Source organism: Intrasporangium sp. Soil_C_50 (assembly GCF_057656595.1).
In genome coordinates this window covers 64,649-88,450 of record NZ_JBDGKB010000014.1, presented here as the reverse complement: position 1 = coordinate 88,450, position 23,802 = coordinate 64,649, and the positions used below count along the sequence as shown (strand labels likewise).

Here is a 23,802-nt window from a genome sequence, read left to right as displayed (position 1 = left end):
AAACGAGCGAAGCGAGTGAGCCGAGGAGGGAAGGCGTGACGTCAGGGCGCGCCGAACGCGGGCGAGCGGAGCGAGCCCAGAAGGCAGGGTTCGGCGCGCGTCGCGCCTGGACTGACGAGCGAAACGAGCGAAGCGAGTGAGCCGAGGAGGGAAGGCGTGACGTCAGGGCGCGCCGAACGCGGGCGAGCGGAGCGAGCCCAGACAACTCGGAGCGAGCCCAGAAACTACAGGTGGTGGCGGTCGCGGCGGCGGCGGACCGGGGCGTTGCGGGCCTCGATCGACAGGAAGTGCATGACCGCCGAGATGACGAGCGGCACCGTGAAGATCGTGGCCACCGGCGGGATCGCCGCGCCGGAGTCGTTGGTGAGGAAGCCGATGACGGCCATGACGACGATCGACCACAGGCCGCGGTGCAGCAGCGGCGCCTCCTCGAGCAGGCGGCGCAGCGGCTCGGTGCCGAGCGCGCCCGGCCGGGCCAGGACGTAGATGCCGAGGGCGGTGATCGCGACGACCACGGCGAGCAGCAGTGGCAGGTGGATCGCCAGGTCGACGTTGGCCCACAGCTTGCGCGACATGACATCCCAGGCGCCGCCGTCGATGACGGTCTGCAGGAACCGGCCCGGGTGCGAACGCTCGGACTCCGGACGGCGCCAGTCGACGTAGGACACGCCGCCGACGACGAGCCCGGCGACGGCGAGCACGAGCACCACGTTGCGCAGCGAGGTCTTCCAGCCGAGCACGCCCATGAGGAGGAAGCCGAGCGCCGGAACCAGGGCGATGGGGCCGCCGAAGTCGGCTCCCCAAGCGGGCAGCACGTCGACGGCGAGCGCCGCGCCGCCGATGAGGATGACGGCGAAGACCGCGAGACGCGGGGCCTGCCGCCGCACGAGCGCGTGTGCCATCGCGGCGCAGAGCAGGAGCACCGCCGAGGCGTAGAGCGCGAAGGCGACGTTGCCCATGCCGTAGAACCGGCCGCCGACGAGCGGCTGGAGGCCGAAGATCGAGGAGATCTGCAGCCGGGAGCCGGTGATGAGGTCGATGCCGATGATGGCCGCCGTGAGCCCCGACATCGTCGCCAGCGGCCCGAGGGCCGAGCTGCTCCACGGGCCGCTCAGGGACACGAAGGCCAGGGCCGCGCTCATGACGAGCACGAGGCCGAGGAGCATCACGGTGAGCACGACGGTGTTCTCCGACCACCGCCACCACGGCACGAGGTTGGCCAGGAACGTCGCGGCCGGCATCGCGGCGCCGGTGATGCTGACGACGCGCACGAGCCGCAGCCCGCGCTGACGCGTCAGGCGCTGGTTCCACGGCCGGGCCCGGCGCACGCTCCACCAGAGCGCGAGCAGGGTCAGCACCATCGTCGAGAGCCAGATGAGCAGGAACGGCGCGACGATGCGGTGCATCGCGTCGGCCTTGGTGTCGATGTCGGTGAGGACGGTCAGCTTCGTCGCGGCCGTGGACTCGCTGTTGTTGGCCGACGGCACGACCGACAGGGCCCGGCCGCCGATGCCGGTGATGGGGTTGACGCCGCCGCGCTGCATGATCGTGGCGGTGATGTCGGACAGCTGCGCGACGCCGGTCGTGCGGGTCGACGCCGACGCGAGCAGGCCCGGCCCGTAGTGCGGGCCCGTGGCCGTGAGCAGCCGCAGGCGCTCCTGCCGGTCGCGGTCGGACAGGCTGACGACGACCAGGTCGGCGCCGTTGGGCATGGCGTCGATGACCTGGTCGAGCCGCCGTTCGAGGATGTTGATCCGCTCGACCTGCTGCGCCGGGTTCGGGTTGGTGGCATCGAGCGAGCCGACGTCGACGATCGACACCGGACACTGGGCGAGGTCGGACACGAGCGTCGTGACGGAGAACTCGGAGTACTTGGCGACCTTGCCGTCGCTCGTGGCCGCCGCGAGTCCGGCCCCGGGGCCGACCGCCTGGATGCACGTGTTGCCCTTGGCGAAGCTGTCGCCGAGCAGACCCATCTGGGCGCGGAACTCCGACTGGGCGGAGTTCTCGGCGAGGGCGTCGTAGCCGATGACGCGGAAGCCCTGGGCGGCGTTGCCGGCGACCGACGGCAGCGGTCCGCACTTGGGACGGTCGGAGTCGGCTGCCGGTCCCGCGGACTCGCCGGCGCCCACCGTGGACCAGCCGTCGACCGGGCACGTCGTCAGACCGAGGGTCTTGACCGACACCGACGCGGCTGAGCCGTCGCGCAGCAGGCCCCACAGGGTCGGCGTCTTCTCGGGACTCACGTCGTCCCACGACACGCCGCCGATCCCGACGACGACGAGCGACTCGCCCGGCTTGGGCGTGGACGTCGGCGGTACCGGCACCTCGCTGCGCTTGACGTACGCGAGGGTCAGCACGGCCACCACAGCGAGGAGGGCGACGACGAGCGTCTTGACGGGGTGGCGGCGGATCACGCAGGACAGAGTACAAACCGTATCTGGGCTCGATGACCGCCGATCACCGGCTGGATCACGGGCTGGAACCCCGGACCGCCACACGCGTCCCGCGACTACCCTTGCGCCTCGTGGACGACACGACGCTCGCGACCGTGGCCTTCGCCGCCGCGGGCATCGCCCTGCTCGCGCTCGTCCTCGCCGTGCTCGCCCAGTCGCGGCTGCGCCGGGTCCGGGCCGACTTCGAGGCACTGGGGGCCGACGGTGGCCGCACCGACATCGCCCGCGTGGCCGCCGACCAGAACCGCCGCCTCGACCGGCTCGCCGCCGACGTCACCCGGCTGCGGGCCGACGTCGCCGCCGCCGAGGACGACGTGCGCCAGAGCCTGCGCAACGTCGCCGTCGTGCGCTACGACGCGTTCGGCGACATGGGCGGTCGCCTGTCGTTCTCGGCCGCGATCGTCGACGACGAGGGCGACGGCATCGTCATCAGCTCGATCCACGCCCGGGGGGAGTCGCGCACCTACGCGAAGGGGATCGTCGGCGGCCGGTCGAGCATCACGCTGACGCCCGAGGAGCAGCAGGCCCTCGCGTCGGCCACCAGGGGCGAGCCGGGCACCGACCCGGGCGCCCACACACCTGCCGGTACCTCCGCCCGCACCGCCGCCCGCACGAAGGACCCGTCGTGACCCCTCCCCGCACCCCCGACGAGCTGCACCGCTTCGGCTACCTCGGCCCGCGCGGCACGTTCACCCAGATGGCGCTCGACGCGTGGGATGCGGCCGAGGGGCGCGAGCACGTGCCCTTCGGATCGGTCGACGCGGCGCTCGCCGCCCTGCGCGCCGGCGACATCGACGCCGCGATGGTTCCCATCGAGAACTCCGTCGAGGGCGGCGTCTCCGCGACGCTCGACGCCCTCGCCACCGGTGAGCCGCTCGTCGTCGTCGGCGAGGTGCTCGTGCCGATCACCTTCGTGCTGTGCGCCCGGCCGGGCACGACGCTCGCCGACGTCGGGGCCGTCGGTACCCACTCGCACGCGTGGGCGCAGGTCCGCTCGTGGATGGGCGCCCACCTGCCCGACGCCGTCTACGTGCCGACGCTGTCGACGGCGGCGAGCGCGACGGCACTCGGTACACCCGGTGAGGTGATGTTCGACGCCGGCGTCTGCGCGCCGGTGGCCGCCGTCGACGAGGGTCTCGCGGTGCTCGCGACGGACATCGGCGACAACAAGGCGGCGGTGACGCGGTTCGTGCTCGTGTCGCGTCCCGGCACCCTGCCTGCTCCGACCGGTGCGGACAAGACGACCGTCGTGCTCTTCCAGAAGGAGGACCACGCCGGAGGGCTGCTCGAGCTGCTCGAGCAGTTCGCGGTGCGCGGCGTCAACATGACGCGGCTCGAGTCGCGCCCGACCGGGGAGGCGATGGGGTCCTACTGCTTCTCCATCGACATCGAGGGCCACGTGCTCGACGAGCGCGTCGGCGAGACCCTCATGGGGCTGCGCCGGGTCTGTGCCGAGGTGCGCTTCCTCGGCTCGTACCCGCGCGCCGACGGCGGCCTGCCGGGCACGCGCCCGGGCACGACCGACGACGACTTCCGGGACGCGCGGGCCTGGCTCGCCGACCTGCGCGCCTGACGCCTCCGGTCGCCTGCGCCGCGGTCAGCCGATCGTCGCGCCGCTCTTGAGCAGGAAGAGGGTCTCCTCGCCGACGACGCCGTCGACGCCGATGCGGTTGGCGGCCTGGAGGGCCTCGACGGCCTTCTTCGTCCCGGCGCCGAACGTGCCGTCGACGGCGAGCTTGGCTCCGGCGGCGCGCAGGGCACGCTGGAGCGTCGTGACGTCGGCACCCTTGGACCCGGTCTTTAGCGTGCCGTCGCCGAGCGAGCGGCTGATGACGCCGACCCAGAAGCCGGCGTCGACCCGGCCGGGACGGCTCGGCCCGCCCTCGAAGGTGGCCTCGACCTTGGCGACCGCGGCGCGCGTCGGGGCGCCGTACGTGCCGTCGACCGCGACGGGGCCGAAGTCGGCGTCGTTGAGGAAGCACTGGAGCGCGCTGACGGCCGGGCCCGTGGCGCCGGGGTCGAGCTCCGGGTAGGCGTCGAGCGTCCGGGTGCAGTTGCCGGCCACCGAGCCTGCCGACGTCGTGGCCGAGGGTGTGGCCGAGGGGGTCGGCGTCGGGCGGGTCGGCGTCAGCGGCGCGGCCGTCTCGGTGGGGATCGGGCCCGGCGTCGCGGACGGGTCGTCCGCCGTCGGGGTGTCCCTCGGGGCGTCGACCGACGCCGTGAGCGAGGCCTGACCCGCACTGCGGTTGTCCGCGTCGGGGCCGCAGGCCGCGAGCGCGGGCAGGAGCAGGACCGCCGCGAGCAGCGGCGTCCAGCGCCGGAGCCTGCGGGCGGTGCGCGTCGTGGTCGACGACGTGGTGGACGGGAGCGTCTGGTGCTGCGGTGTCATGCGGGTACCCCTGGTCTTCGAGACGGCCCCCCTCGCCGGGCCGCGGTCCGAGTATGCGACGCGGCACGGTGGCTGGTCCGCAGGACACGGCGGTTCGTGACGAAACGGACACCTGCCGGTAATCCGGCGCGCGGATCCGGGCACGAGGAGGGGGCGTCGGCGCTGCCGAGCCGACGCCCCACGGGAGCCTGGGCGACCCCAGCGCGCCCTGGCCCCACAGGTCACCGAGCCAGCCGCCCCTCCGCGGCCCCCGTACGGCTCGATGACCAGGTCCCCGAGTGGTTCCCCCGACAGCACAGAGCCGGCAGGGCCCGGCCTGATACATGCCCGCAGAAAAAAGACTTGACGGAGCGCGGTGTATCAGTTTCGCCCCCTCCGCCACCATTCCGGTGAGAGCGTCGGGCACATACGTGGCCGGCAGCTACGCCGCTGTGCTCGGCTGCCGAGCCCACCCCTCGATCACCCCAGCTCGTCCCACGTCCGCTCGACAGGAGGCAGTTCATGGCAGAGACCGGTCAGCCCGATGCGGGAGGCCGGGGCGGCGCACCCCGTCCCGCCCGGCCACCCGTCCGCGTCCTCGACCCGGCGACCGCGCTGCGCCGGACCGACGGCCAGGCGCCCGACCCGGCGCTCTACCTGTCCGATCGGCTCCTCGTGCGCAACGAGCCCGGCGGCACGCGCGGTCTCGGTGACCTCGCGACCGCCCTCGACCCGCTCGACCTCGACTACGTCGAGACGCCCCGCGCCGGCGGCGGCACCCGCGACCTCGACGCGTCGAGCGACTGGGGCACGAGCATCACGCTGCGCCCGCGGCGCTCCATCGACACCGTCGACGCGTGGAACGTGCTGCAGCGGCTGCGGGCCCTCGGCGACCCGATCTCCGAGCGGCTGAGCCTCGAGCACGTCCTGCGCCCCGCCGACGGCTACTGGGGCGGCGTCGGCTACTGGGGCGGAGTCGGGGGTTACTGGGGCGGAGTCGGGGGTTACTGGGGCGGCGTCGGCTACTGGGGCGGCGTCGGCTACTGGGGCGGCGTCAGCTCGGCGCTGCAGGAGTACGCCGTGCCCGGCCGGGGTGGACGGATGCCGGTGAGCCTGGCCCTGCCCGACCCGGCCCTGCGCGCCCGTGAGCTCGCGCGCCGCCCGGTCGTCGCCGTGCCGGACACCGCGGTCGCCAAGCACCCGTGGTTCAAGGACGAGCGCACCATCGTGCGGCTGACGTACGAGAACGGGCGCCTCGTGCCGGCCGGACCGCCCGAGGACGTCACGGCGGTGGCCCCCGACGAGGGGCTCAGCGACACCCCCAAGCCGCAGGAGCCGGTGGGCCTGCTCCACGGCCACGCGACGTTCATCGCCGGGCTGGTCCGCCAGGGCTGCCCCGAGGCCACCATCCTGTCGATCCCCGTCATGGGTGAGGACGGCATGGTCGACGAGGCCGACATCCTCGACGTCCTCGAGGCCCTCCTCGGCAGGCACGTCCACGGCCAGGCCAGCAACCACCCGGAGGACTGCATCGACGTCCTGTCGCTGTCGCTCGGCTACTACGCCGAGGACCGCACCTACACCTCCGGCCCCGTGGCCGACCTGCTCGACCGCTTCGCCGAGGCCGGCGTGGCCGTGGTCGCCGGTGCCGGCAACGACGGCACGAGTGCGCCGTTCGTGCCGGCGGCGCTCGCCGCGTCCCTACCGCCTCGGATCACGGCCCGGGCGCTGCCGCCGGTGTCGAGCGTCGGGGCCACCAACCCCGACGGGTCGAGCGTCGCGCTCTTCTCCAACCCGCTGCCGCTCATCACCGCCGTCCGCCCCGGCGTCTCGATCGTCAGCACGCTGCCGCTCACCAACGGCATGGGTCAGCCCTCGACCAAGGTCGACGGCGACGGGCCCGTGCGGTGCACCGTCGACCCCGACGACTACACCGGTGGGTTCGGCGTCTGGAGCGGTACGTCCTTCGCGACTCCGGTCTTCGCGGCGGAGGTAGCCGCGGCCATCGCCGCGGAGAAGGACGTCGCCGACGTCTCACCGTCCGTCATGCGCAAGCGTGCCCTGCGCGCGCTGCGCCGCTGCACCTCGAAGGGAGGCTCGTCATGACCCCGACACCCACCGCGTCCGACGGGCTCGGCACCCTCGCCGGCAAGGCCTTCGCGGCCTACCTCGCGGGCGAGCGCGAGCGACTGTCCGAGCTCGTCGACCTCGTGACGCCGGTGCTCTGGAACGCGGCCCGCTCGCAGGGCGCCAACGCGGCCACGTGCGAGGACGCCGTGCAGACGGCGTTCCTCCAGCTCGTCGACCGCGCCGAGTCGATCCACGAGCCGGCCGCGGTGCTCGGCTGGCTCGTCGTCGTCGTCAAGCGCGAGGTGTGGCGCCTCGCGCGCGGCTCGCGCCGCGAGATCGGCGTCGAGGAGGTGCCGGAGGCGCCGGCCCAGAGCCTCGACCCCGAGGCCCAGGCCGTGCTGAGCGAGCGCCAGGGCGTGCTGTGGAGGCACGTCGCGACCCTGTCCCCGCGGTGCCAGGAGCTGCTCCGGGTCATCGCGTTCGCCGACCGTCCCGACTACGCGGCCATCGCCGAGTCGCTCGGGATGCCCGTCGGCAGCATCGGCCCGACCCGCGGCCGGTGCCTCCAGAAGCTGAGGACCACCCTCGGCTCCGATCCCGGATGGGCGGTGTGACATGAGCTCGCACAAGGACGCCATTGACGACCTCGACGTGGCCGCGCTGCGCCAGCTGCGTGAGCTGTTCGCGCACGCCGACCCCGTACCGTCCGACCTCACCGAACGGATCAAGTTCGAGCTGACCGTCCAGGCCCTCCACGCCGAGGTGGCCGAGCTCATGGACTCGGCCCAGCTCGCCACGCGCGGCACGAAGGTCGAGCCGACGCCCACCGAGTCGGTGACCTTCAACGCGGCGTCCGTCAGCCTCATGGTGACGGTCAACGCGAGCGACCTCGAGGGCCGGGTGCGCGTCGACGGCTTCGTCACGGTGCCCGGTGCCACCGTCGAGGCCGTCTCGACCGACGGGAGCATCTTGGTCGATACCGATGCGAACGGTCGTTTCGTTCTGGATGATCTACCTCATGGCCCGATCCACTTCGTGATCCGGGTCGACCCCGACGACGACAGCGCGCGACCGGTCATCACGCCCACGATCCAGGTGTGAGCGTGTGGTCCCGGCCGTGCAGGGAGGCGGCCGACGATCAGCGCACGGGACACGCTGGACGAGGTCGAGGCCCTGCGCGAGCGGGCCGCGGTGGAGAACGGAGCCGGACGCCCGGAGCGTGCGGTCTCCGTGCTCGTCGACGCCCTGCGCCGGCTCGACGAGGTCGTCGCCGCACCGCGTGAGGTCGGAGTCGCCCAGACCCTGCGGGCCAAGACGCTCATCACGCTCGGGCTCAGCCAGTTCCTCCTCGAGGGTGTCGGGGCCGCCGAGGCGCGGTTCGCCGAGGCGGAGCAGATCGTGGACTCCCTGGGTGACGTCGGCCTGCGCGCCCGTCTCGACTACCAGCGGGCCAACGTCGCCGGACGCGTCGGCGATCTCGCCGGGGCGCGCGCGGGCCTCGAGGGGGCGCTGCGCCATCTCGACGCCTTCTCCCCGCGCGAGCAGTGCTCGGTGCTGCTGAGCCGGGGGATGCTCGCCTTCGAGCTGTCCGAGCCGGCCGTCGCGCTCGAGGCGTTCGCCAGGGCGGCGACCGCGGCTCACGGCGGCGGCTTCCCGCAGCTGGAGTTCATGGCCGCGCACAACGAGGGGTACGCCGCCTACCTGCTCGGAGACGTGCCGCGGGCGCTCGCGACGATGGCCGAGGCCGTCGAGGACGCCCCCGACGTGTCGCTCCTGCCGGCCCGCCTCGACCGGGCGCACGTGCTCCTCGAGGCCGGGCTCATCGACGAGGCGGTCGAGGTGCTCGTGGCCGCAGCGGCCTCGCCCGACGCCGAGCAGGACCAGGTGGCCGCCGAGCTGCAGCTGCGCCTGTCGCGCGCGCACCGCCTCGCTGGCAACCTCCGACGCGCGGGTGCTGCCGCGGAGGCTGCGGCCGAGGGATTCGACCGCGTCGGCGCGCTCGGCTGGGCGGCCAAGGCTCGCCTCGCCCTCGTCCACGTCGAGCTCGACCGGCTGCGTCGTGGATCGACCACGGATCCGGCGCCCGACGGCGCGTCCGTGCTCGCGACTGCCCAGGAGGTCACGGCGACGGCGGCCCGCCTCGGCGACACCGAGCTCGGCGACTCCGCGCTCGTCGCGGCAGCGGACGCCCACCTGCTCGCCGGGCGCGTCGAGGATGCGCGCACCTGCCTGGAGTCCGTCAGCGGGCCCGGTGCGTCGCTGACCGGAGAGCTCGACCGGGCCGTCGTCGAGGCCGGACTGCACGTCGCAGCGGACGAGAGGGCCCGGGCCCGACGCGTCCTCGGCAGGGCGGCGCGCGGCCTCGCCGCCGGCCAGGAGGGCAGCGCCAGCCTCGACCTGCGCAGCGCCCGGGCGCTGCACGGCGTGCGGCTCGCCCGGATCGACCTCGCGCTCGCGCTGCGCGGCGGCAGCTCGGCGGTGCTCGAGGCCCTCGACCGCTGGCGCAACGCCACCGACCGGCTGCCCTCGCTCGGGCGCCCCGACGACGACACCCTCGCCTCGCTCACCGAGCAGCTGCGCTCGACCCAGGCCCTGCTGCGCGGCGACGTGCCGGAGGCCGAGGCCGCCGAGCTCACCGTGCGGGTCCGGCGGCTCGAGCGCGAGATCCGGGCCCGCGACTGGACCCTGAGCAGCGGCTCGCCGTCGGGCACGGCGGCCGAGGTGCGGGTGCGGCAGGGCCGCGAGGCCCTCGACCGGGCCGACCGCGACCTCGTGTGGTTCTTCCGCGACGCAGATCGCCTCATGGGGGTCGGTGTCGTCGGCGGCCGGGCCCGCGTCCGCGACCTCATGCCGCTCGCCGAGGCCGTCGAGCTGGCGCACCGCATCCGCGTCGACCTGCGCACGGCCGCGACGCGTGAGCTCGGCCCGTTCTCCCCTGCGGTGTGGGGGTCGCTGCGTGCTGCCGCCGAGCGGCTGGACGCCGCCGCGGTCCGCCCGTGGGGGCTGCGGCGCACCGGGCTCGTCGTCGTGACGTGCGAGGAGGTGTCGGCGCTGCCGTGGTCGCTGCTGCCGTCGCTGACGGGGGTGCCGTTCACCGTGGCGTCGTCCCTGACGTCGTTCGCGCGTCGCGCCGACGGCATCGACGGCATCGACAGCGCCGACGGCGTGGGGCCGCCTGCGGTGCAGGGGGTCCCGGCCCGCGTGCACGTCAGCGTCGGCCCGTCGCTGCGACGCGCGTCGGGCGAGGCGTCCGCCGTGGCGCAGGCGTGGGCCGACCACGCCGACGTCACGGTCGCGGAGCCTTCGGCCGCACGGGGGCTCGTCGAGGCGATGGGCGTCGACGACGTCGTCCACGTCGCGGCGCACGGCACGCACCAGGTTCAGTCGCCGCTCTTCTCGTCGGTCCACCTGCACGACGGGCCGGTGTTCGCCCACGAGCTGCAGGCCGCCGGCGTCCGGGCGCGGCACGTCGTGCTGTCGGCGTGCGAGGTCGGGTCGGCCACGTTCCGGCCGGGTGAGGAGCAGCTCGGGCTCGCGGCCGCGGTGCTCAGCCTCGGCGCCCGTTCGGCGGTGGCTGCGGTGTCGCCGGTGCCCGACGAGGTCGCGGCCGAGACGATGGTGCGCCACCACCGCGCCCTGGCCCGCGGCGTGCCGAGCGACGAGGCCCTCGCGTCGGCGCTGGCCGACGGCGAGCCGATCGCCGCCGCCTTCCTGCACCTCGGGGGCCGCTTCACCCACGCCTGAGCGCCGCCGGACGACCGTTTCTCGCCGGCTCCCCGCGGCACGCCGCGGGATCGCGGCGACGCGCCGTCACACGGCGGAGGCCGCGCACCAACGGTCGTCCGCCGGACGCCGACCCGCGGGCTCAGGCCGAGCGCAGGGCCCTGGTGTCGCGGCGCTTGGCCATCGCCATGGCGAGCGCGATCTTGCGCGCGTCGATGGCGATCTCGCGGAGCATGCCCGAGATCGGGGCGGTGTACCCGCAGTACCAGAGGCCGCGCGCGCCGCGGGCCGTGGCGCCGCCGCGCTCGACGGGCCGGCCCTTGGCGTCGAGGACGCCGAGGTGCCCGAGCATCGGCTCGAGGCCCTGGTGGTAACCGGTGGCGAGCACGACGACGTCGGGGTTTATGCGGCTGCCGTCGGCGAGCACGACGTCCTCGCCCTCGACCGACACCAGGGCCGCGACCGGCTCGACGGCTCCGGAGCGGACGGCGTCGATGATGCCGACGTCCTGCACCGGGATGGCGTTGTCGCGCTCGACGCGGGTCAGCAGGCCGGTGTCGGGGCGGGGAAGGCCGTGGGCCGAGAGGTCGGGCACCTGGAGCCGCTCGACGTACGGCGCGACGGCGTCGACGAGGGCGGTGGGCAGGCGGCGCACGGCGATGCCGGTGTACTGCGCGGCGACCGGGCCGCGGTTGCGGCGCAAGATGTGCGGCACGGTGCGCACCGCCATCCGCACCCGGGCCGCGCCCTGCTCGGTGAGGTCGACGGCGATCTCGGTGCCGGTGTTGCCGGTGCCGACGACGAGCACGTCGCGCCCGGCGTAGGTCGCGCCGGTGCGGTAGTCGCGGGCGCGGACGACCTCGCCGGGCCATGCGTCGAGGCCGGGCACCTCGGGATCTCGCGGCGTGTGGTTGAAGCCCGTCGCGACGACGGCGTAGGGCGCGATCAGTGTCGAGCCGTCGGCGAGCGTCACCGTCCACGCCTCGCCCCAGCCGGGGTGCTCGGGCGCGCGGTCGACCCGGACCACCTCGGCGCCGGTGCGCACGTCGAGGTCGTGGTGGTCGGCGTACTGCTCGAGGTAGCGCACGACGTCGTCGCGGGCCACCCAGCGGCCCATCTCGCGCGGGATCGGCAGGCCGGGCAGGCCGGACAACTCGCGCGGGGTGTGCAGGTGCAGCCGGTCGTAGTGCCCGCGCCACGAGGTGCCGACGCCGTCGCTGCGCTCGAGCACGACGCCGTTCAGGCCCCGCTGCCGCAGGGCCGCAGCGGTGGCGAGGCCGGCGGGTCCGCCGCCGATGACGTAGGCATCGACGCGTGCACTGCGTTGGGTCACGGGCCTCAACGTAGCGGGCCGTCAGCTGCGTGGGCCGCAACCCACTCGACGAGCGGGCGGACGTCGCGCCAGGCCTTGCGCACCTCGGTCAGGGTGCGCTTCGTGCCCAGCCACTCGGGCTCCCCGAAGGCGCGAGTCACCATGACCTCCTTGAGGCGGATCGTCTCGATGCGCGGGTGGTCGGCCGAGTAGCCCCGCGGCGTGGTCTTGACGGCCTCACCGTGCTGCTCGAATCCCTTGCGCGACAACGACGTCAGCAGCTTCTCCAGCTCGATGCCGGACGCCGGTGCGTCGACCGCGGCGCGGAACCGTTTCGTCTCCGCCGGGCTGTGGGCGCGGAAGCCGCCACCGGCGAGCAGCCCGTCGGCGCTGACCTGCACGTACCAGCCGCCGGCCCGCTCGTCGGCCACGAACGCGCCCTGGTGCGTCTTGTAGGGCGACTTGTCGGCGCTGAAGCGGATGTCGCGGTTGGGGCGGAAGAGCTTGGCCGGGCCGAACTCGTCCTCGAGGGCGTCGAGCAGGGCGAGCATCGGCTCGCGGACCGCTGCCTCGTACGTGCCCTTGTGGTCCTGCCAGTACGCGCGCGAGTTGTCGGCCTCGAGCCCGGCGTAGAGCTCGAGGGCGTCGGGCGGGAAGCCGGCGAAGGGCGGGTGGTCGGTGGAGGCGGCGGCAGGGCTCATGAGCCCACTCTGGCACCCGGATCCTGTGGATCCCCGGTGAACCTCGTCTCACCCGCCGGGGCCGGCTTGTTAGGCAAGGCTTACCTGTGCTTTCCTGAATTCCGGCAGCCACGCATGCCCTAATTGCCCGCCCCGCTGCCACGACACCAGCCACACCAGGAAGAAGGACGCCGTGCTCGCCAGCAACGCGCTCATCGGGCTCCGCGAAGGCCTCGAGGCCGCCCTCGTCGTCGTCATCCTCGTCGCGTTCCTCGTCAAGTCCGGCCGCCAGTGGGCGCTGCGGTACGTGTGGACCGGAGTCGGCGTGGCCGTCGCCCTGTCCGTGGGGCTCGGCGCGCTGCTGACCTACGGCACGAGCCAGCTCTCCTTCGAGCAGCGGGAGCTCATCGGCGGGTCGGCCTCGATCCTCGCCGTCGTCTTCGTCACCGGCATGGTCTTCTGGATGCGCTCGGCCTCGCGCACCATCTCCGGCGAGCTCAAGGGGCGCCTGGACAAGGCCCTCGACCTCGGGCCCGCCGCCGTCGTGCTCGTCGCCTTCCTCGGCGTCGGCCGCGAGGGCCTCGAGACGGCGATCTTCTTCTACGCCACCACCGAGGCGGCCGGACGCGGCAACAGCCAGCCGCTGCTGGGCTGGGTCATCGGTCTCGCCGGCGCGATCGTGCTCGGCTGGCTCATCTACCGCGGCGCCGTGCGCATCAACCTCGCGAAGTTCTTCCGCTACACCGGCGTCCTGCTCGTCCTCGTCGCGGCCGGCATCCTCGCCTACGGCCTGCACGACCTCCAGGAGGCCGGCATCCTCCCCGGCCTGAACAGCCTGGCCTTCGACATCAGCGCGACGATCAGCCCCGACAGCTGGTACGGCGCGCTCCTCAAGGGCATCTTCAACTTCTCGCCGAACACGACGTGGCTCCAGGCGATCGCGTGGACGGTCTACGTCGCCGTCGTCCTCACCCTCTTCCTGCGACCGGTCAAGACGCCGCCGAAGCCCGTCGCCGCCGACGCACCCCGGACGCCGCTCGCCGCCTGACGCGTCCGCACCCACCGGCCCCGGCCGGCCGTCCACCGCAGCTCACGACCCACCCGCCGCGTCCGCCGCCTCTGTCCCGGCGTGCCACCCCACAGGAGAACCATGCCTCGCCCTGCCCTGCGTCTCGCGACGGTCCTCGCCCCGGTCGCCGCCGCCGCCCTGGCCCTGACGGCCTGCTCCGGCTCGACCGGCGAGGCGTCCGGCTCCACGGCCGCCGGCGCCATCACGGTCAACGCCACCGACACGGCGTGCGAGCTGAGCGCCACGACGGCCAAGGCAGGAACGGTCACCTTCGAGATCACCAACGCCGGCACCAAGGTCAACGAGTTCTACCTGTACGCCGAGGGTGACCGCATCGTCTCCGAGGTCGAGAACATCGCACCGGGCCTCTCGCGTGAGCTCAAGGTCGAGATCACCGAGCCCGGCACGTTCACGACGGCGTGCAAGCCGGGCATGGTCGGCGACGGGATCCGCGGGTCGTTCACCGTCACCGGCTCGGCGACGGCCGGCAGCTCAGACGCCAAGGTCAGCACGGCCATCGCCGACTACCGGGCGTTCGTCGCGAGCGAGGCCGACGAGCTTCAGACGAAGACCGCCGCGTTCGTGGCCGCGGTCAAGGCCGGCGACGTCGAGAAGGCCAAGGCGCTCTACCCCGAGGCCCGCCACCCGTGGGAGAGCATCGAGCCGGTCGCCGAGAGCTTCGGCGACCTCGACCCGAAGATCGACGGCCGCGAGGACGTGACGGCCGAGGGCATGGCCTTCACCGGCTACCACCGCCTCGAGAAGGACCTCTGGACCGACGGCCTGCAGCAGGACTCCGCCGCCATCGCCGACCGGCTGCTCGCGGACGTCAAGGAGATCGTCGCGAAGAGCAAGACCGTCGAGCCGACGGCGCTGTCCATCGCCAACGGCGCCAAGGCCCTGCTCGACGAGGTGGCCACCGGCAAGGTCACCGGCGAGGAGGAGCGGTACTCCCACACCGACCTCTGGGACTTCGACGGCAACCTCGAGGGCTCCAAGCAGGCGCTCGCGACACTGCGCCCGGTCATCACCGAGCGCGACCCCGCCCTGCAGAAGGCCCTCGACGAGAAGTTCGCGGCGCTGTCCACGATGCTGAACAGCCACCGGGTGAACGGTGCGTTCGTCAGCTACACCGCCCTGTCCGCCGCCCAGGTCAAGGACCTCACCGTCGCCCTCGACGCGCTGAGCGAGCAGGTCGCCAAGGTGCCGGGCGTCGTGGAGGCGAAGTGACGCCGGCTGCGCTGCAGCCCGGGACGCCGAGCCGTCGCCACGTCCTCGGGGCCACCGGCGTCGCGGCCGCCGGCGCCGTGGCCGGTGCCGTCGCCGGCGCCGGCTGGGCCGCCGGACGCTCGAGCGGCACCGATGCGTCAGGCGCCTCGGGTGCCGCGGGTGCGGACGCGTCCGGCGCGTCGGGTGCGCTCGACGCGCCGGTGCCGTTCCGCGGCGCCCACCAGGCCGGCATCGTCACGCCGGCGCAGGACCGGCTCCACTTCGTCGCCCTCGACGTCGTGACGAAGGACCGCGACGAGCTGGCCCGGATGCTCGAGGAGTGGACCCGCGCTGCCGAGCGGATGACGGCCGGTGCGGAGGCGGCGCCCGGCGGTCTCGTCGGCGGCGGGCCCTACCAGGCGCCCGCCGACACGGGCGAGGCCTACGGACTCGCCCCGTCCGGTCTGACGATCACCATCGGCTACGGCCCCTCGCTCTTCGACGACCGGTTCGGCCTGGCCGACCGCAGGCCCGACGCGCTGCGCGACCTGCCTGCCTTCCGGGGTGACGCGCTCGACCCGCGGCGGTCCGGCGGCGACCTCTGCATCCAGGCCTGCGCCAACGACCCACAGGTCGCGGTCCACGCGGTGCGCAACCTCGTGCGGCTCGGCTTCGGCGTCGTGTCGGTGCGCTGGTCCCAGCTCGGGTTCGGCCGCACGTCGTCGACGTCTACGACGCAGGCCACGCCGCGGAACATGTTCGGGTTCAAGGACGGCACGGCCAACATCAAGGCCGAGGAGGCCGACGCCCTCGCCGAGCACGTGTGGGTCGCGCCGGGCGACGCCTCTGGCACTGCCACCACCGGGGACGCCTGGATGGCCGGGGGCAGCTACCTCGTGGCTCGCCGCATCCGGATGCACATCGAGGTCTGGGACCGCTCGACCCTCCAGGACCAGCAGGACACGTTCGGCCGCGACAAGAAGGACGGTGCGCCCCTGGGCCAGTCCGGAGAGTTCACCGAGCCCGACTTCGCCCGCACCGGCCCCGACGGCGCTCCCGCCATCCCGGTGGCCTCGCACGTCCGCCTGGCCCACCCGAAGAACCTCGGCGGCGTCCGCATCCTGCGCCGTGGCTACAACTTCACCGACGGTACCGACGGCGTCGGCCATCTCGACGCCGGGCTCTTCTTCATCGCGTTCGTCCGCGACGTGCAGAAGCAGTTCGTGCCGATGCAGCGCGCCCTCGCAGCGAAGGACGCACTCAACGAGTACGTCGAGCACACTGGCTCAGCGGTCTTCGCGTGTCCGCCGGGTCTCAGGGACGGGGAGCACTGGGGCCAGGCGCTGTTCGCCTGACGGGGGACGGTCGCGGGGCGGCTGGACGCGACGGTCCGCCCCCACGCGTCGGGACGGTTTCGCCCATCCAGCGCGACGGGTCGCGGATGACGTCGTCGAGCACCCGCAGGCCCGCACCGGTGACGGCCGCGTCGGGGCCGGCGACGGCGCGGCTGACGCCGACCTCGGCCCAGCGCGCCGCGAGCACCCGGGTCGTGATCTGTTCGCGGATGCCGCCCTCGAGGTGCTCGAAGAGCGCGCCGTAGACGCCACCGAGGACGACCTGCTCGACGTCGACGAGGTTGAGGGCCGTGGCCACCGCGACGCCGAGGGCCTCGGCCGCGGTGTCGAGGGCTCGGCGCGCCCGGTTGCGGCGCGGGCCGGTCGATGCCGCGGCCGCGAGCTCGGCCACCGGGGTGTCGCGGGGCAGGCCTGCGGCGTCTGCGATGGCGTCTCGCCCGGCGTAGGTCTCGAGGCAGCCGGTCGCGCCGCACCCGCAACGCGGACCGGAGCGGTCGATGACGGCGTGCCCGAGCTCGCCGGACCAGCCGCCGCGGCCGGCCGCCACCTCTCCGTCGACGACGATCGCACCGCCGATGCCGACCTCGCCCGCGACGTAGAGGAAGGACTGGGCCGCACGCGGGGTGCCGTCGGCGTGGGCCCTCGCCTGGACCTCGGCGCGTGCGGAGAGGTCGGCGTCGTTGCCGACGCGCACGTCGATGCCCTGGAGCGCGTCGTCGGCGGCGAGGAGGGCTGCGAGGTCGACGTCGTGCCAGCCGAGGTTGGGGGCGAGGCGCACGAGCCCCTGGTCGAGGAGGGCGGGCACAGAGACGCAGGCGCCGACGACGGGTCCGGTGCCGGGCGCGTGCGGTCCGCCGTCGAGCCCCTCGACGATCGGCGCGGCGAGGCGGGCCAGCTGTCGAGCGACGCGTCGGGCGTCGCTGCCGCGGTAGTCGCCGGGGCGGTGCGCCTCGGCGACGGGGGCGCCGGTGAGGTCGGTGGCGCGTACCGTCAGGTGGTCGACCTGCACCTCGAGCCCGAGCCCGACGACGGCGCGGGTGCCGACCCCGAGGAGCATGCCGGGCCGGCCGGCGCGGCCGAGCGACTCCTGCTCGAGCTCGACGAGCAGGCCGGCGGCGATGAGGCGGTCGACGAGGTCGGAGGCCGTGGCCCGGGTGACGCCGAGCCCCGACGCGAGCCGCGCGCGGGTGGGTGCCTCGGGGGCCTCCACGACGGCTCGCAGCACCTCCGAGAGGTTGTGGGTGCGCAGCGTCGCCTGCTGGACGGCCCCGCGGCGCACCCGGTCGGCCATCCCGCCCGGCGGACGCGTCGGGCCCTGGCTCGTCGTCGCGCCGGTCCTCACCCGTTGACCCTACCGCCATTGCGGAATATGTTTGTCCATCATACAAATGGCGGCCGACGCTGCCGCCCGCTCGAGGAGGAGCTCCGCATGGTCCGCACCCCGACCCCCGACGACCGGTTCTCGTTCGGCCTCTGGACCGTGGGCTGGGAGGCGCGGGACCAGTTCGGCGACGCGTCTCGCCCGCACCTGGACCCGCTCGAGTCCTGCCGCCGCCTCGCCGACCTCGGCGCCTGGGGCGTCACCTTCCACGACGACGACCTCGTGCCGTTCGGCAGCAGCGGCGCCGAGCGCGACCGGATCGTCGCCGACTTCCGCAAGACCCTCGACGAGACCGGCCTCGTCTGCGAGATGGTCACGACGAACACCTTCAGCCACCCGGTCTTCAAGGACGGCGCGTTCACCTCGAACAACCGCGACGTTCGCCGGTACGGCCTGCGCAAGGTGGTGCGCAACGTCGACCTCGCGGCCGAGCTCGGGGCGCAGACGTTCGTCATGTGGGGCGGCCGCGAAGGTGCCGAGTACGACGGCGCGAAGGACCTCAACGCCGCCCTCGACCGCTACCGCGAGGGCATCGACACCGTCGCGGGCTACATCAAGGACCAGGGCTACGACCTGCGCATCGCGATCGAGCCCAAGCCCAACGAGCCCCGCGGCGACATCCTCCTGCCGACCGTCGGCCACGCCCTCGGCTTCATCGCCGAGCTCGAGCACGGCGACATCGTCGGCCTCAACCCCGAGGTTGGGCACGAGCAGATGGCCGGGCTCAACTACACCTCGGGCATCGCCCAGGCGCTGTGGGCCGGCAAGCTCTTCCACATCGACCTCAACGGCCAGCGCTCGATCAAGTACGACCAGGACCTCGTCTTCGGCCACGGCGACCTGCTCTCGGCCTTCTTCACCGTCGACCTCGTCGAGAACGGCTTCGTCAACGGCGGTCCGCGCTACGAGGGCCCGCGCCACTTCGACTACAAGCCCTCGCGCACCGAGGACGTCGACGGCGTCTGGGACTCGGCGGCCGCGAACATGAGCACGTACATCCTGCTCGCCGAGCGGGCCGCCGCCTATCGCGCCGACCCGGAGGTGCAGGCGGCGTTCGGGGCCAGCCGCGTTCTGGAGCTGGCCGAGCCGACGCTGGGCGAGGGGGAGACGCTCGCCGACCTCCTCGCGGACCGCTCCGCGTACGAGGACGTCGACGCCGATGCGCTCGCCGAGGCCGGCTACGCCTTCGTCGCGCTCAACCAGCTCGCCGTCGAGCACGCCCTCGGCGCCCGCTGAAGGACGTCGCCTCCACGCGGTGAGGCTCCGGGTCGGGAGGGGTGGCCTCTCGCGCTCACCGGCTGCTCCCGTGGTGCGAGCAGTGCGTGAGGGGCCGGCTGGGGAGCGTTCGTCAGGACTGGCTGACGCGGACCGTCAGGGCGGCCGGGCGGATCCGCGCGAAGACCTCGGCGGCCTCGCCGATGACGTCGCCGTCGACCTGGAGGGCGATCGGTCGGTCGGCGCGGACCCGGATCTCCTGACACACCTTGTGGTCGAGCGTCGGATGGCCCTTGCGCCGACGGGTCGCCACCCGCGTCGCGACCGGCACCCAGCCGACGACGCCCTTGGGGGAGGCGATGACGGCGTCGAGGCGTCCGTCGTCGACCCGGGCGTTCGGCATGAGCACGAGCCCGCCGAGAAGGCGCCCGCAGTTGCCGATGACGACCATCCGCGCGCGGCGGCGGAACTCGAGGTCGTCGTCGACCTTGATGCGCACCCGGAACTCCGGCGACACGAGCGACCTGAGCCCCGAGACCATGTACGCCGGCCAGCCGACCTTCTTCTTGAGGTTCTCGTTGGTCGCGGCCATGATCTCGGCGTCCATGCCGAGCCCGCTCATGACGAGGAAGTGGTGCAGCGGCCGCGGGTCCTCGGAGTCGTCGGCGGCGTCCTCGGGTGCGGCACCGATGAGCACCTCGCCGACGTCGATCCGGCGGTTGCGGCCGGTCATGGCCACCTCGAGGGCGTTCTCGAGCGCGACGGGGAGGTCGAGGTTGCGGGCCAGGAGGTTGCCCGTGCCCGCGGGCAGGATGCCGAGCGGCATCTCGGTGCCGACGAGGGCGTGCGCCACGTTGCGGACCGTGCCGTCGCCGCCGAGGCTGCAGACGAGGTCGACGCCCTCGCGCACCGCGAGCGCGGCCTGCCCGGCCCCGGTGTCATCGGGCGTCGTCTCGTAGAAGACGGGGTCGCCCCAGCCCTGCGCGTGGCACGCCATGGTGATGCGCTCGCGGACCGAGGGCAGGTCGGTGAACTTCGTCGGGTTGACGACGACGGCGGCACGCTTGAGCGGCACGGGGGTGTCGTCGTCGCCGGGGCGGAAGTGGTCGCGCGGGGGTCGGGGACGACGCCGGAGCGTCGCCGTGGCCTCGGGCGCGACACGCGTGAGGACCACGCCGCCGACGACCAGGGCCAGAACCACGACCCCGGTGACGATCCACGGCAGGTAGTCCTTGAGCACCAGAGCACGGTATCGCCCGGCACCCGTCCGTCCGGAATCCGGTCGGGCCGCGGACGCCCGGCCCCGTCGCCGCACGGCGGCCCTAGGCTGACCCGCATGAGCGAGCCGACGGGCCCCGGGCCCCTGCGCGTCGAGGATCCCGGTCCGGCCACCCCCGACACCGCCGACTGGACGTGGGTGCTGCGCCAGCCGTGCCCTGACTGCGGCTTCGACCCCTCGCGGCTCGAGCCCACGGCAGTGCCGGCCCTGCTGCGCGACGCGTCCGCCCGGTACGTCACCGCCATCGCGCGCCCCCAGGCGCAGACGCGTCCGCGCCAGGGCACGTGGTCGCCGGTCGAGTACGCGTGCCACGTCCGCGACGTCTGCGACGTCATGCGAGGGCGGCTCGCACAGATCCTCGACGGTGGCGGCGAGGTCGTCCGCTTCGCCGACTGGGACCAGGACGCCACCGCGCTCGAGAAGCAGTACTGGCGCGCCGACCCGGAGGCGCTGCGCGACGAGCTGCGCACCGCGTTGGAGGCCGCGGCAGCCACCTACGAGCGCCCGGACGGCGACGAGTGGGGCTGGCCCGCCGTGCGCAGCAACGGCTCGGAGTTCACGGCCGGCACCCTCGCCGTCTACTTCGCCCACGACGTCCGCCACCACCTCTGGGACGTGAACGCGTGACGCTGCCGATCGACGTGCCCCTCGCCCTGCCGGATGCCCGCACCCCCGACCCGCACGACGCCCCCGCCGTCCGCTGGGGCGTCCTCGCGCCGGGCGGCATCGCGCACGCGTTCGCCGAGGCCGTCGCCGTCGGTACCGCCTCGGAGGTCGTCGCCGTCGGTTCGCGCAGCCACGCCCGAGCCCAGGACTTCGCCGACGAGTACGGCATCGGCCGTGCGTACGGCAGCTACGAGGACCTCGTCGGCGACCCCGACGTCGACGCCGTCTACGTCGCCTCGCCGCACTCCGAGCACCACGCCCACGCACTGCTCGCCCTCGAGGCCGGCAAGCCCGTCCTCATCGAGAAGGCCTTCACCCGCAGCGCCGCCGAGGCCCGCGAGGTGCTCGACGCGGCGGCCCGGCGCGACCTGCTCGTCGTCGAGGCGATGTGGAGCCGGTTCCTGCCGCAGTACGACGTCGTGCGCCACGTCGTCGAGTCCGGCCTCATCGGCGAGGTCGTCGCCGTCTTCGCCGACCACGGCCAGCGGCTCTACCCCGACGGGCCCGAGCGCCTCTCACAGCCCGAGCTCGCCGGCGGTGCCCTCCTCGACCTCGGCGTCTACCCGGTGTCGTTCGCCGACGTCGTGCTCGGGGTGGCCGAGTCGGTCCGCGCGTCGGGCACGCTCACCGACCTCGGCGTCGACGCCACGACCACCGTCACCCTGACCAACGTGGCCGGGGCGCACGGTGTCCTGTCGTGCACCATGGCCGGCGTGACGCCGTGCACCGCCGTCGTCGCCGGCACGACTGCCCGGCTCGAGCTGACCGGCGCGTTCTACGGCGCCGGCTCGACGCTGCGCCTCGTCGGCCGCGACAACGAGGTGCTCGACGAGCGCCCGGGCGGTCTGCCCGAGGATGTGCGCGGGTTCTCTTACGAGGCAGCCGAGTTCGCTCGTTGCCTCGTCACCGGCGAGACGGAGTCACCCCTCATGCCGCACGCCGCGACCCTGCGCGTCATGGAGACGATGGACGAGGTGCGCCGTCAGGTCGGGGTCGTCTACCCCGGCGAGTGACACCCGATGGTCCGCGAATGCAACCCGCGCGGCCCGTCGAGCAGTCATACTGCGGTCCGCACACGCTCGAGACACAGGGGTCCGCATGCTCACCGACGACTTCGTCCCGTTCGACCCGGCCATGACCGGCCCACCGACCGGGTTCTTCCTCTTCTTCGGCCTCGTCGCCGCCCTCGTGGTGGCCGGATTCACCTACACGCTCGTCAAGGGCGTGTCGCAGTGGCGGGCCAACCAGGCCGCACCGCTCCGTAGCGTCGACGCCCTCGTCGCGGGCCGCCGCACCGACGTGCGTCGGGTCGCCGGGGCCGATCGGGCAGCGAACACGGACACCACGTACTTCGTGACGTTCGAGGAGGACTCGGGCGAGCGACGCGAGCTGCGGGTCAGCGGATCGGAGTACGGGCAGCTCGCCGAGGGGGACCGCGGCCACCTCATCCACCAGGGCACGCGCTACAAGGGCTTCACCCGAGCCATCGTGCACTGAGCGCGGCTCGCGCTCGGTCGTGGCGTCTGGGCGGCACCCACGGTGACCTCGTCAGGCGCCGAAGTCGTTGGGGCTGCGCCACGGCCGCTCGAACGGCAGCCGCCACGTGAACGGCGCGACGAGCTGGTGGATCTGGTTGGGCCCCCACGTTCCTGCTTGGTACGGCCGCACCGTCGGCGGGTTGTCCAGCAGGGGCTGGCTCACCTCCCACAGCCGCTCGATGCCCTCGGCCGAGGTGAAGAGCGTGCGGTCGCCGCGCGCCGCGTCGTAGATGAGCCGCTCGTAGGCCTCGAGCACCGACCCGGCCCAGTGCGTCTCCTGCACCGAGAACTGCATCGACAGCTTGTCGAGCTTCATGCCCGGCCCGGGGCGCTTGCCGTAGAACGACAACGACATCCGCGACTTGTCGGCAAGGTCGAAGGTCAGGTGGTCCGGGCCGTTGTCGCCGACGCCGGAGCCGGGCGGGAACATCGACCGCGGCGGCTCCTTGAAGGCGATGGAGATGATGCGGGCGCCTTCGGCCAGGCGCTTGCCGGTGCGCAGGAAGAACGGCACGCCGGCCCAGCGCCAGTTGTCGACGAAGCACTTGAGTGCGACGAACGTCTCGGTGTCGCTGTCGGACCGGACACCCGGCTCGTCGCGGTAGCCGACGTACTGGCCGCGGACGACGTCGTGCGGGTCGATCGGCGCCATCGACCGGAAGACCTTGTTCTTCTCCTCGCTGATGGCATGGGGCTCGAGCGAGGTGGGCGGCTCCATCGCCGTGAACGCGAGGACCTGGAACAGGTGGGTCACGATCATGTCGCGGTAGGCCCCGGTGCCCTCGTAGAAGTCGGCCCGCTGGGAGAGCCCGAGCGTCTCGGGCACGTCGATCTGGATGTGGTCGATGTGGTTGCGGTGCCAGATCGGCTCGAAGAGGCCGTTGGCGAACCGGAAGGCGAGGATGTTCTGCGCCGCCTCCTTGCCGAGGAAGTGGTCGATGCGGAAGATCTGCTCCTCGGCGAACACCTCGTGCAGCTCGGCGTTGAGGGCCCGGGCGCTCGCGAGGTCGGTGCCGAACGGCTTCTCCATGATGATCCGGCTGCGCTCGACGAGCTTGGCCTCCTCGAGCTGGCGCACGACGGCCAGGGCCGCCTTCGGGGGCACAGACAGGTAGTGCAACCGCCAGGCATCCGGCCCGAGGATGTCCTCGGACTCCTCGACTGCGGCCCGGATCCCTTCCGGGCCGGCCGAACCCGGAACCCAGTGGATGCGGTCGGCGAACTCGCGCAGGTCGTCGTCGGTGACGTCGTGGCTCGAGTGCTCGCGGATCGAGGCGAAGGCGAGCTCGAGGAACTCCTCGCGGGTCAGGTCGTCGAGGCTCGTGGCGACGACGCGCAGGCCCTCGAGCAGCTGCGTCTCGTGCAGGTGGAGCATCCCGGGGAGCAGCTTGCGCTTGGCGAGGTCTCCGGTGGCGCCGAACAGGACGACCGTGGTGGCGGGCATGCCATCAGCGTGGCGCAAAACCGGGCCGAGCGGGAGA

The 23,802-nt window shown here is 73.5% G+C and carries 20 protein-coding genes; 13 read left to right on the top strand and 7 right to left on the bottom strand.

The window, feature by feature from the left end:
- Positions 1–224 precede the first annotated feature (224 nt).
- Positions 225–2,417 (bottom strand): hypothetical protein, encoded by a 2,193-nt coding sequence (locus AC3A5R_RS20065; protein WP_487622544.1) that lies wholly within the window; start codon positions 2,415–2,417, stop codon positions 225–227.
- A gap of 110 nt (positions 2,418–2,527) precedes the next feature.
- Here AC3A5R_RS20065 and AC3A5R_RS20060 point away from each other — a divergent pair, with 110 nt between their 5' ends.
- Both AC3A5R_RS20060 and pheA read left to right on the top strand, forming a co-directional pair.
- Positions 2,528–3,085 carry a DUF4446 family protein gene (locus tag AC3A5R_RS20060; RefSeq protein ID WP_487622543.1) on the top strand — a complete coding sequence of 186 codons (558 nt, stop codon included), beginning with the start codon at positions 2,528–2,530 and terminating at the stop codon, positions 3,083–3,085.
- Entirely contained in the window at positions 3,082–4,029 is a 948-nt protein-coding gene (gene pheA / locus AC3A5R_RS20055; protein WP_487622542.1) for a prephenate dehydratase, read from the top strand. The genes AC3A5R_RS20060 and pheA overlap by 4 nt, the downstream gene beginning before the upstream one ends.
- Positions 4,030–4,053: 24 nt before the next feature.
- On the opposite strand, the gene AC3A5R_RS20050 is transcribed toward pheA, so the two are convergent.
- Positions 4,054–4,845 (bottom strand): peptidoglycan-binding domain-containing protein, encoded by a 792-nt coding sequence (locus tag AC3A5R_RS20050; RefSeq protein ID WP_487622541.1) that lies wholly within the window; start codon positions 4,843–4,845, stop codon positions 4,054–4,056.
- Between the two features lie 501 nt (positions 4,846–5,346).
- Between AC3A5R_RS20050 and AC3A5R_RS20045 the strand changes: the two genes are divergently transcribed.
- From AC3A5R_RS20045 to AC3A5R_RS20030, 4 genes are all read left to right on the top strand, one after another.
- A complete protein-coding gene (locus AC3A5R_RS20045) occupies positions 5,347–6,930 on the top strand; it encodes a S8/S53 family peptidase (RefSeq protein WP_487622540.1) in 1,584 nt (527 codons plus the stop codon).
- A complete protein-coding gene (locus AC3A5R_RS20040) occupies positions 6,927–7,508 on the top strand; it encodes an RNA polymerase sigma factor (RefSeq protein ID WP_487622539.1) in 582 nt (193 codons plus the stop codon). Before AC3A5R_RS20045 ends, AC3A5R_RS20040 begins: the two co-directional genes overlap by 4 nt.
- A gap of 1 nt (position 7,509) precedes the next feature.
- Positions 7,510–7,995, top strand: a complete 486-nt coding sequence (locus AC3A5R_RS20035) for a carboxypeptidase-like regulatory domain-containing protein (protein WP_487622538.1) — start codon at positions 7,510–7,512, stop codon at positions 7,993–7,995.
- A 90-nt stretch (positions 7,996–8,085) separates the two neighbouring features.
- Entirely contained in the window at positions 8,086–10,638 is a 2,553-nt protein-coding gene (locus AC3A5R_RS20030) for a CHAT domain-containing protein (RefSeq protein ID WP_487622537.1), read from the top strand.
- A gap of 121 nt (positions 10,639–10,759) precedes the next feature.
- Here AC3A5R_RS20030 and AC3A5R_RS20025 read toward each other — a convergent pair whose 3' ends face one another.
- Together AC3A5R_RS20025 and AC3A5R_RS20020 are read right to left on the bottom strand one after the other, a co-directional pair.
- The gene (locus tag AC3A5R_RS20025; protein ID WP_487622536.1) at positions 10,760–11,950 is read right to left on the bottom strand and encodes a flavin-containing monooxygenase; all 1,191 of its coding nucleotides are present in this window, start codon (positions 11,948–11,950) and stop codon (positions 10,760–10,762) included.
- Between the two features lie 5 nt (positions 11,951–11,955).
- Positions 11,956–12,630, bottom strand: coding sequence for a DUF2461 domain-containing protein (locus AC3A5R_RS20020; RefSeq protein ID WP_487622535.1), 675 nt, complete (start codon positions 12,628–12,630; stop codon positions 11,956–11,958).
- Between the two features lie 172 nt (positions 12,631–12,802).
- On the opposite strand from AC3A5R_RS20020, the gene efeU reads away from it, so the two are divergent.
- From efeU to efeB, 3 genes are all read left to right on the top strand, one after another.
- Positions 12,803–13,657 (top strand): iron uptake transporter permease EfeU, encoded by an 855-nt coding sequence (efeU, locus tag AC3A5R_RS20015; RefSeq protein ID WP_487622534.1) that lies wholly within the window; start codon positions 12,803–12,805, stop codon positions 13,655–13,657.
- A 102-nt stretch (positions 13,658–13,759) separates the two neighbouring features.
- Positions 13,760–14,908, top strand: coding sequence for an iron uptake system protein EfeO (gene efeO / locus AC3A5R_RS20010; protein WP_487622533.1), 1,149 nt, complete (start codon positions 13,760–13,762; stop codon positions 14,906–14,908).
- Entirely contained in the window at positions 14,905–16,242 is a 1,338-nt protein-coding gene (gene efeB / locus AC3A5R_RS20005) for an iron uptake transporter deferrochelatase/peroxidase subunit (protein ID WP_487622532.1), read from the top strand. The genes efeO and efeB overlap by 4 nt, the downstream gene beginning before the upstream one ends.
- On the opposite strand, the gene AC3A5R_RS20000 is transcribed toward efeB, so the two are convergent.
- Positions 16,202–17,584: an ROK family protein gene (locus AC3A5R_RS20000; RefSeq protein WP_487622531.1), complete on the bottom strand. Its 1,383-nt coding sequence runs from the start codon at positions 17,582–17,584 to the stop codon at positions 16,202–16,204. The genes efeB and AC3A5R_RS20000 overlap by 41 nt on opposite strands.
- 87 nt (positions 17,585–17,671) lie before the next feature.
- Here AC3A5R_RS20000 and xylA point away from each other — a divergent pair, with 87 nt between their 5' ends.
- The gene (gene xylA, locus AC3A5R_RS19995) at positions 17,672–18,859 is read left to right on the top strand and encodes a xylose isomerase (RefSeq protein ID WP_487622530.1); all 1,188 of its coding nucleotides are present in this window, start codon (positions 17,672–17,674) and stop codon (positions 18,857–18,859) included.
- Positions 18,860–18,971: 112 nt separating this feature from the next.
- Here xylA and AC3A5R_RS19990 read toward each other — a convergent pair whose 3' ends face one another.
- Positions 18,972–20,078: a diacylglycerol/lipid kinase family protein gene (locus tag AC3A5R_RS19990; protein ID WP_487622529.1), complete on the bottom strand. Its 1,107-nt coding sequence runs from the start codon at positions 20,076–20,078 to the stop codon at positions 18,972–18,974.
- A 96-nt stretch (positions 20,079–20,174) separates the two neighbouring features.
- On the opposite strand from AC3A5R_RS19990, the gene AC3A5R_RS19985 reads away from it, so the two are divergent.
- The 3 genes from AC3A5R_RS19985 (at position 20,175) to AC3A5R_RS19975 (ending at position 22,280) form a co-directional block, all read left to right on the top strand.
- Complete coding sequence (locus AC3A5R_RS19985) at positions 20,175–20,744, top strand: DinB family protein (protein ID WP_487622528.1); 570 nt, start codon at positions 20,175–20,177, stop codon at positions 20,742–20,744.
- A complete protein-coding gene (locus AC3A5R_RS19980; RefSeq protein WP_487622527.1) occupies positions 20,741–21,796 on the top strand; it encodes a Gfo/Idh/MocA family protein in 1,056 nt (351 codons plus the stop codon). The genes AC3A5R_RS19985 and AC3A5R_RS19980 overlap by 4 nt, the downstream gene beginning before the upstream one ends.
- 85 nt (positions 21,797–21,881) lie before the next feature.
- On the top strand, positions 21,882–22,280 hold the full coding sequence (locus tag AC3A5R_RS19975; RefSeq protein WP_487622526.1) for a DUF2500 domain-containing protein: 399 nt from the start codon (positions 21,882–21,884) through the stop codon (positions 22,278–22,280).
- Between the two features lie 51 nt (positions 22,281–22,331).
- Here the strand turns inward: AC3A5R_RS19975 and zwf are convergent, their stop codons facing one another.
- Complete coding sequence (zwf, locus tag AC3A5R_RS19970) at positions 22,332–23,765, bottom strand: glucose-6-phosphate dehydrogenase (protein ID WP_487622525.1); 1,434 nt, start codon at positions 23,763–23,765, stop codon at positions 22,332–22,334.
- Positions 23,766–23,802 lie beyond the last annotated feature (37 nt).

What these genes read in the sequence shown, in the direction of transcription:
- AC3A5R_RS20045 (WP_487622540.1), top strand. Translation starts at nt 5,347, where the DNA reads ATGGCAGAGACCGGTCAGCCCGATGCGGGAGGCCGGGGCGGCGCACCC.
- AC3A5R_RS20035 (WP_487622538.1), top strand. Translation starts at nt 7,510, where the DNA reads ATGAGCTCGCACAAGGACGCCATTGACGACCTCGACGTGGCCGCGCTG.
- AC3A5R_RS19985 (WP_487622528.1), top strand. Translation starts at nt 20,175, where the DNA reads ATGAGCGAGCCGACGGGCCCCGGGCCCCTGCGCGTCGAGGATCCCGGT.
- efeO (WP_487622533.1), top strand. Translation starts at nt 13,760, where the DNA reads ATGCCTCGCCCTGCCCTGCGTCTCGCGACGGTCCTCGCCCCGGTCGCC.
- AC3A5R_RS20020 (WP_487622535.1), bottom strand. Translation starts at nt 12,630, where the DNA reads ATGAGCCCTGCCGCCGCCTCCACCGACCACCCGCCCTTCGCCGGCTTC.
- zwf (WP_487622525.1), bottom strand. Translation starts at nt 23,765, where the DNA reads ATGCCCGCCACCACGGTCGTCCTGTTCGGCGCCACCGGAGACCTCGCC.
- AC3A5R_RS20050 (WP_487622541.1), bottom strand. Translation starts at nt 4,845, where the DNA reads ATGACACCGCAGCACCAGACGCTCCCGTCCACCACGTCGTCGACCACG.
- xylA (WP_487622530.1), top strand. Translation starts at nt 17,672, where the DNA reads ATGGTCCGCACCCCGACCCCCGACGACCGGTTCTCGTTCGGCCTCTGG.
- AC3A5R_RS19975 (WP_487622526.1), top strand. Translation starts at nt 21,882, where the DNA reads ATGCTCACCGACGACTTCGTCCCGTTCGACCCGGCCATGACCGGCCCA.
- AC3A5R_RS20040 (WP_487622539.1), top strand. Translation starts at nt 6,927, where the DNA reads ATGACCCCGACACCCACCGCGTCCGACGGGCTCGGCACCCTCGCCGGC.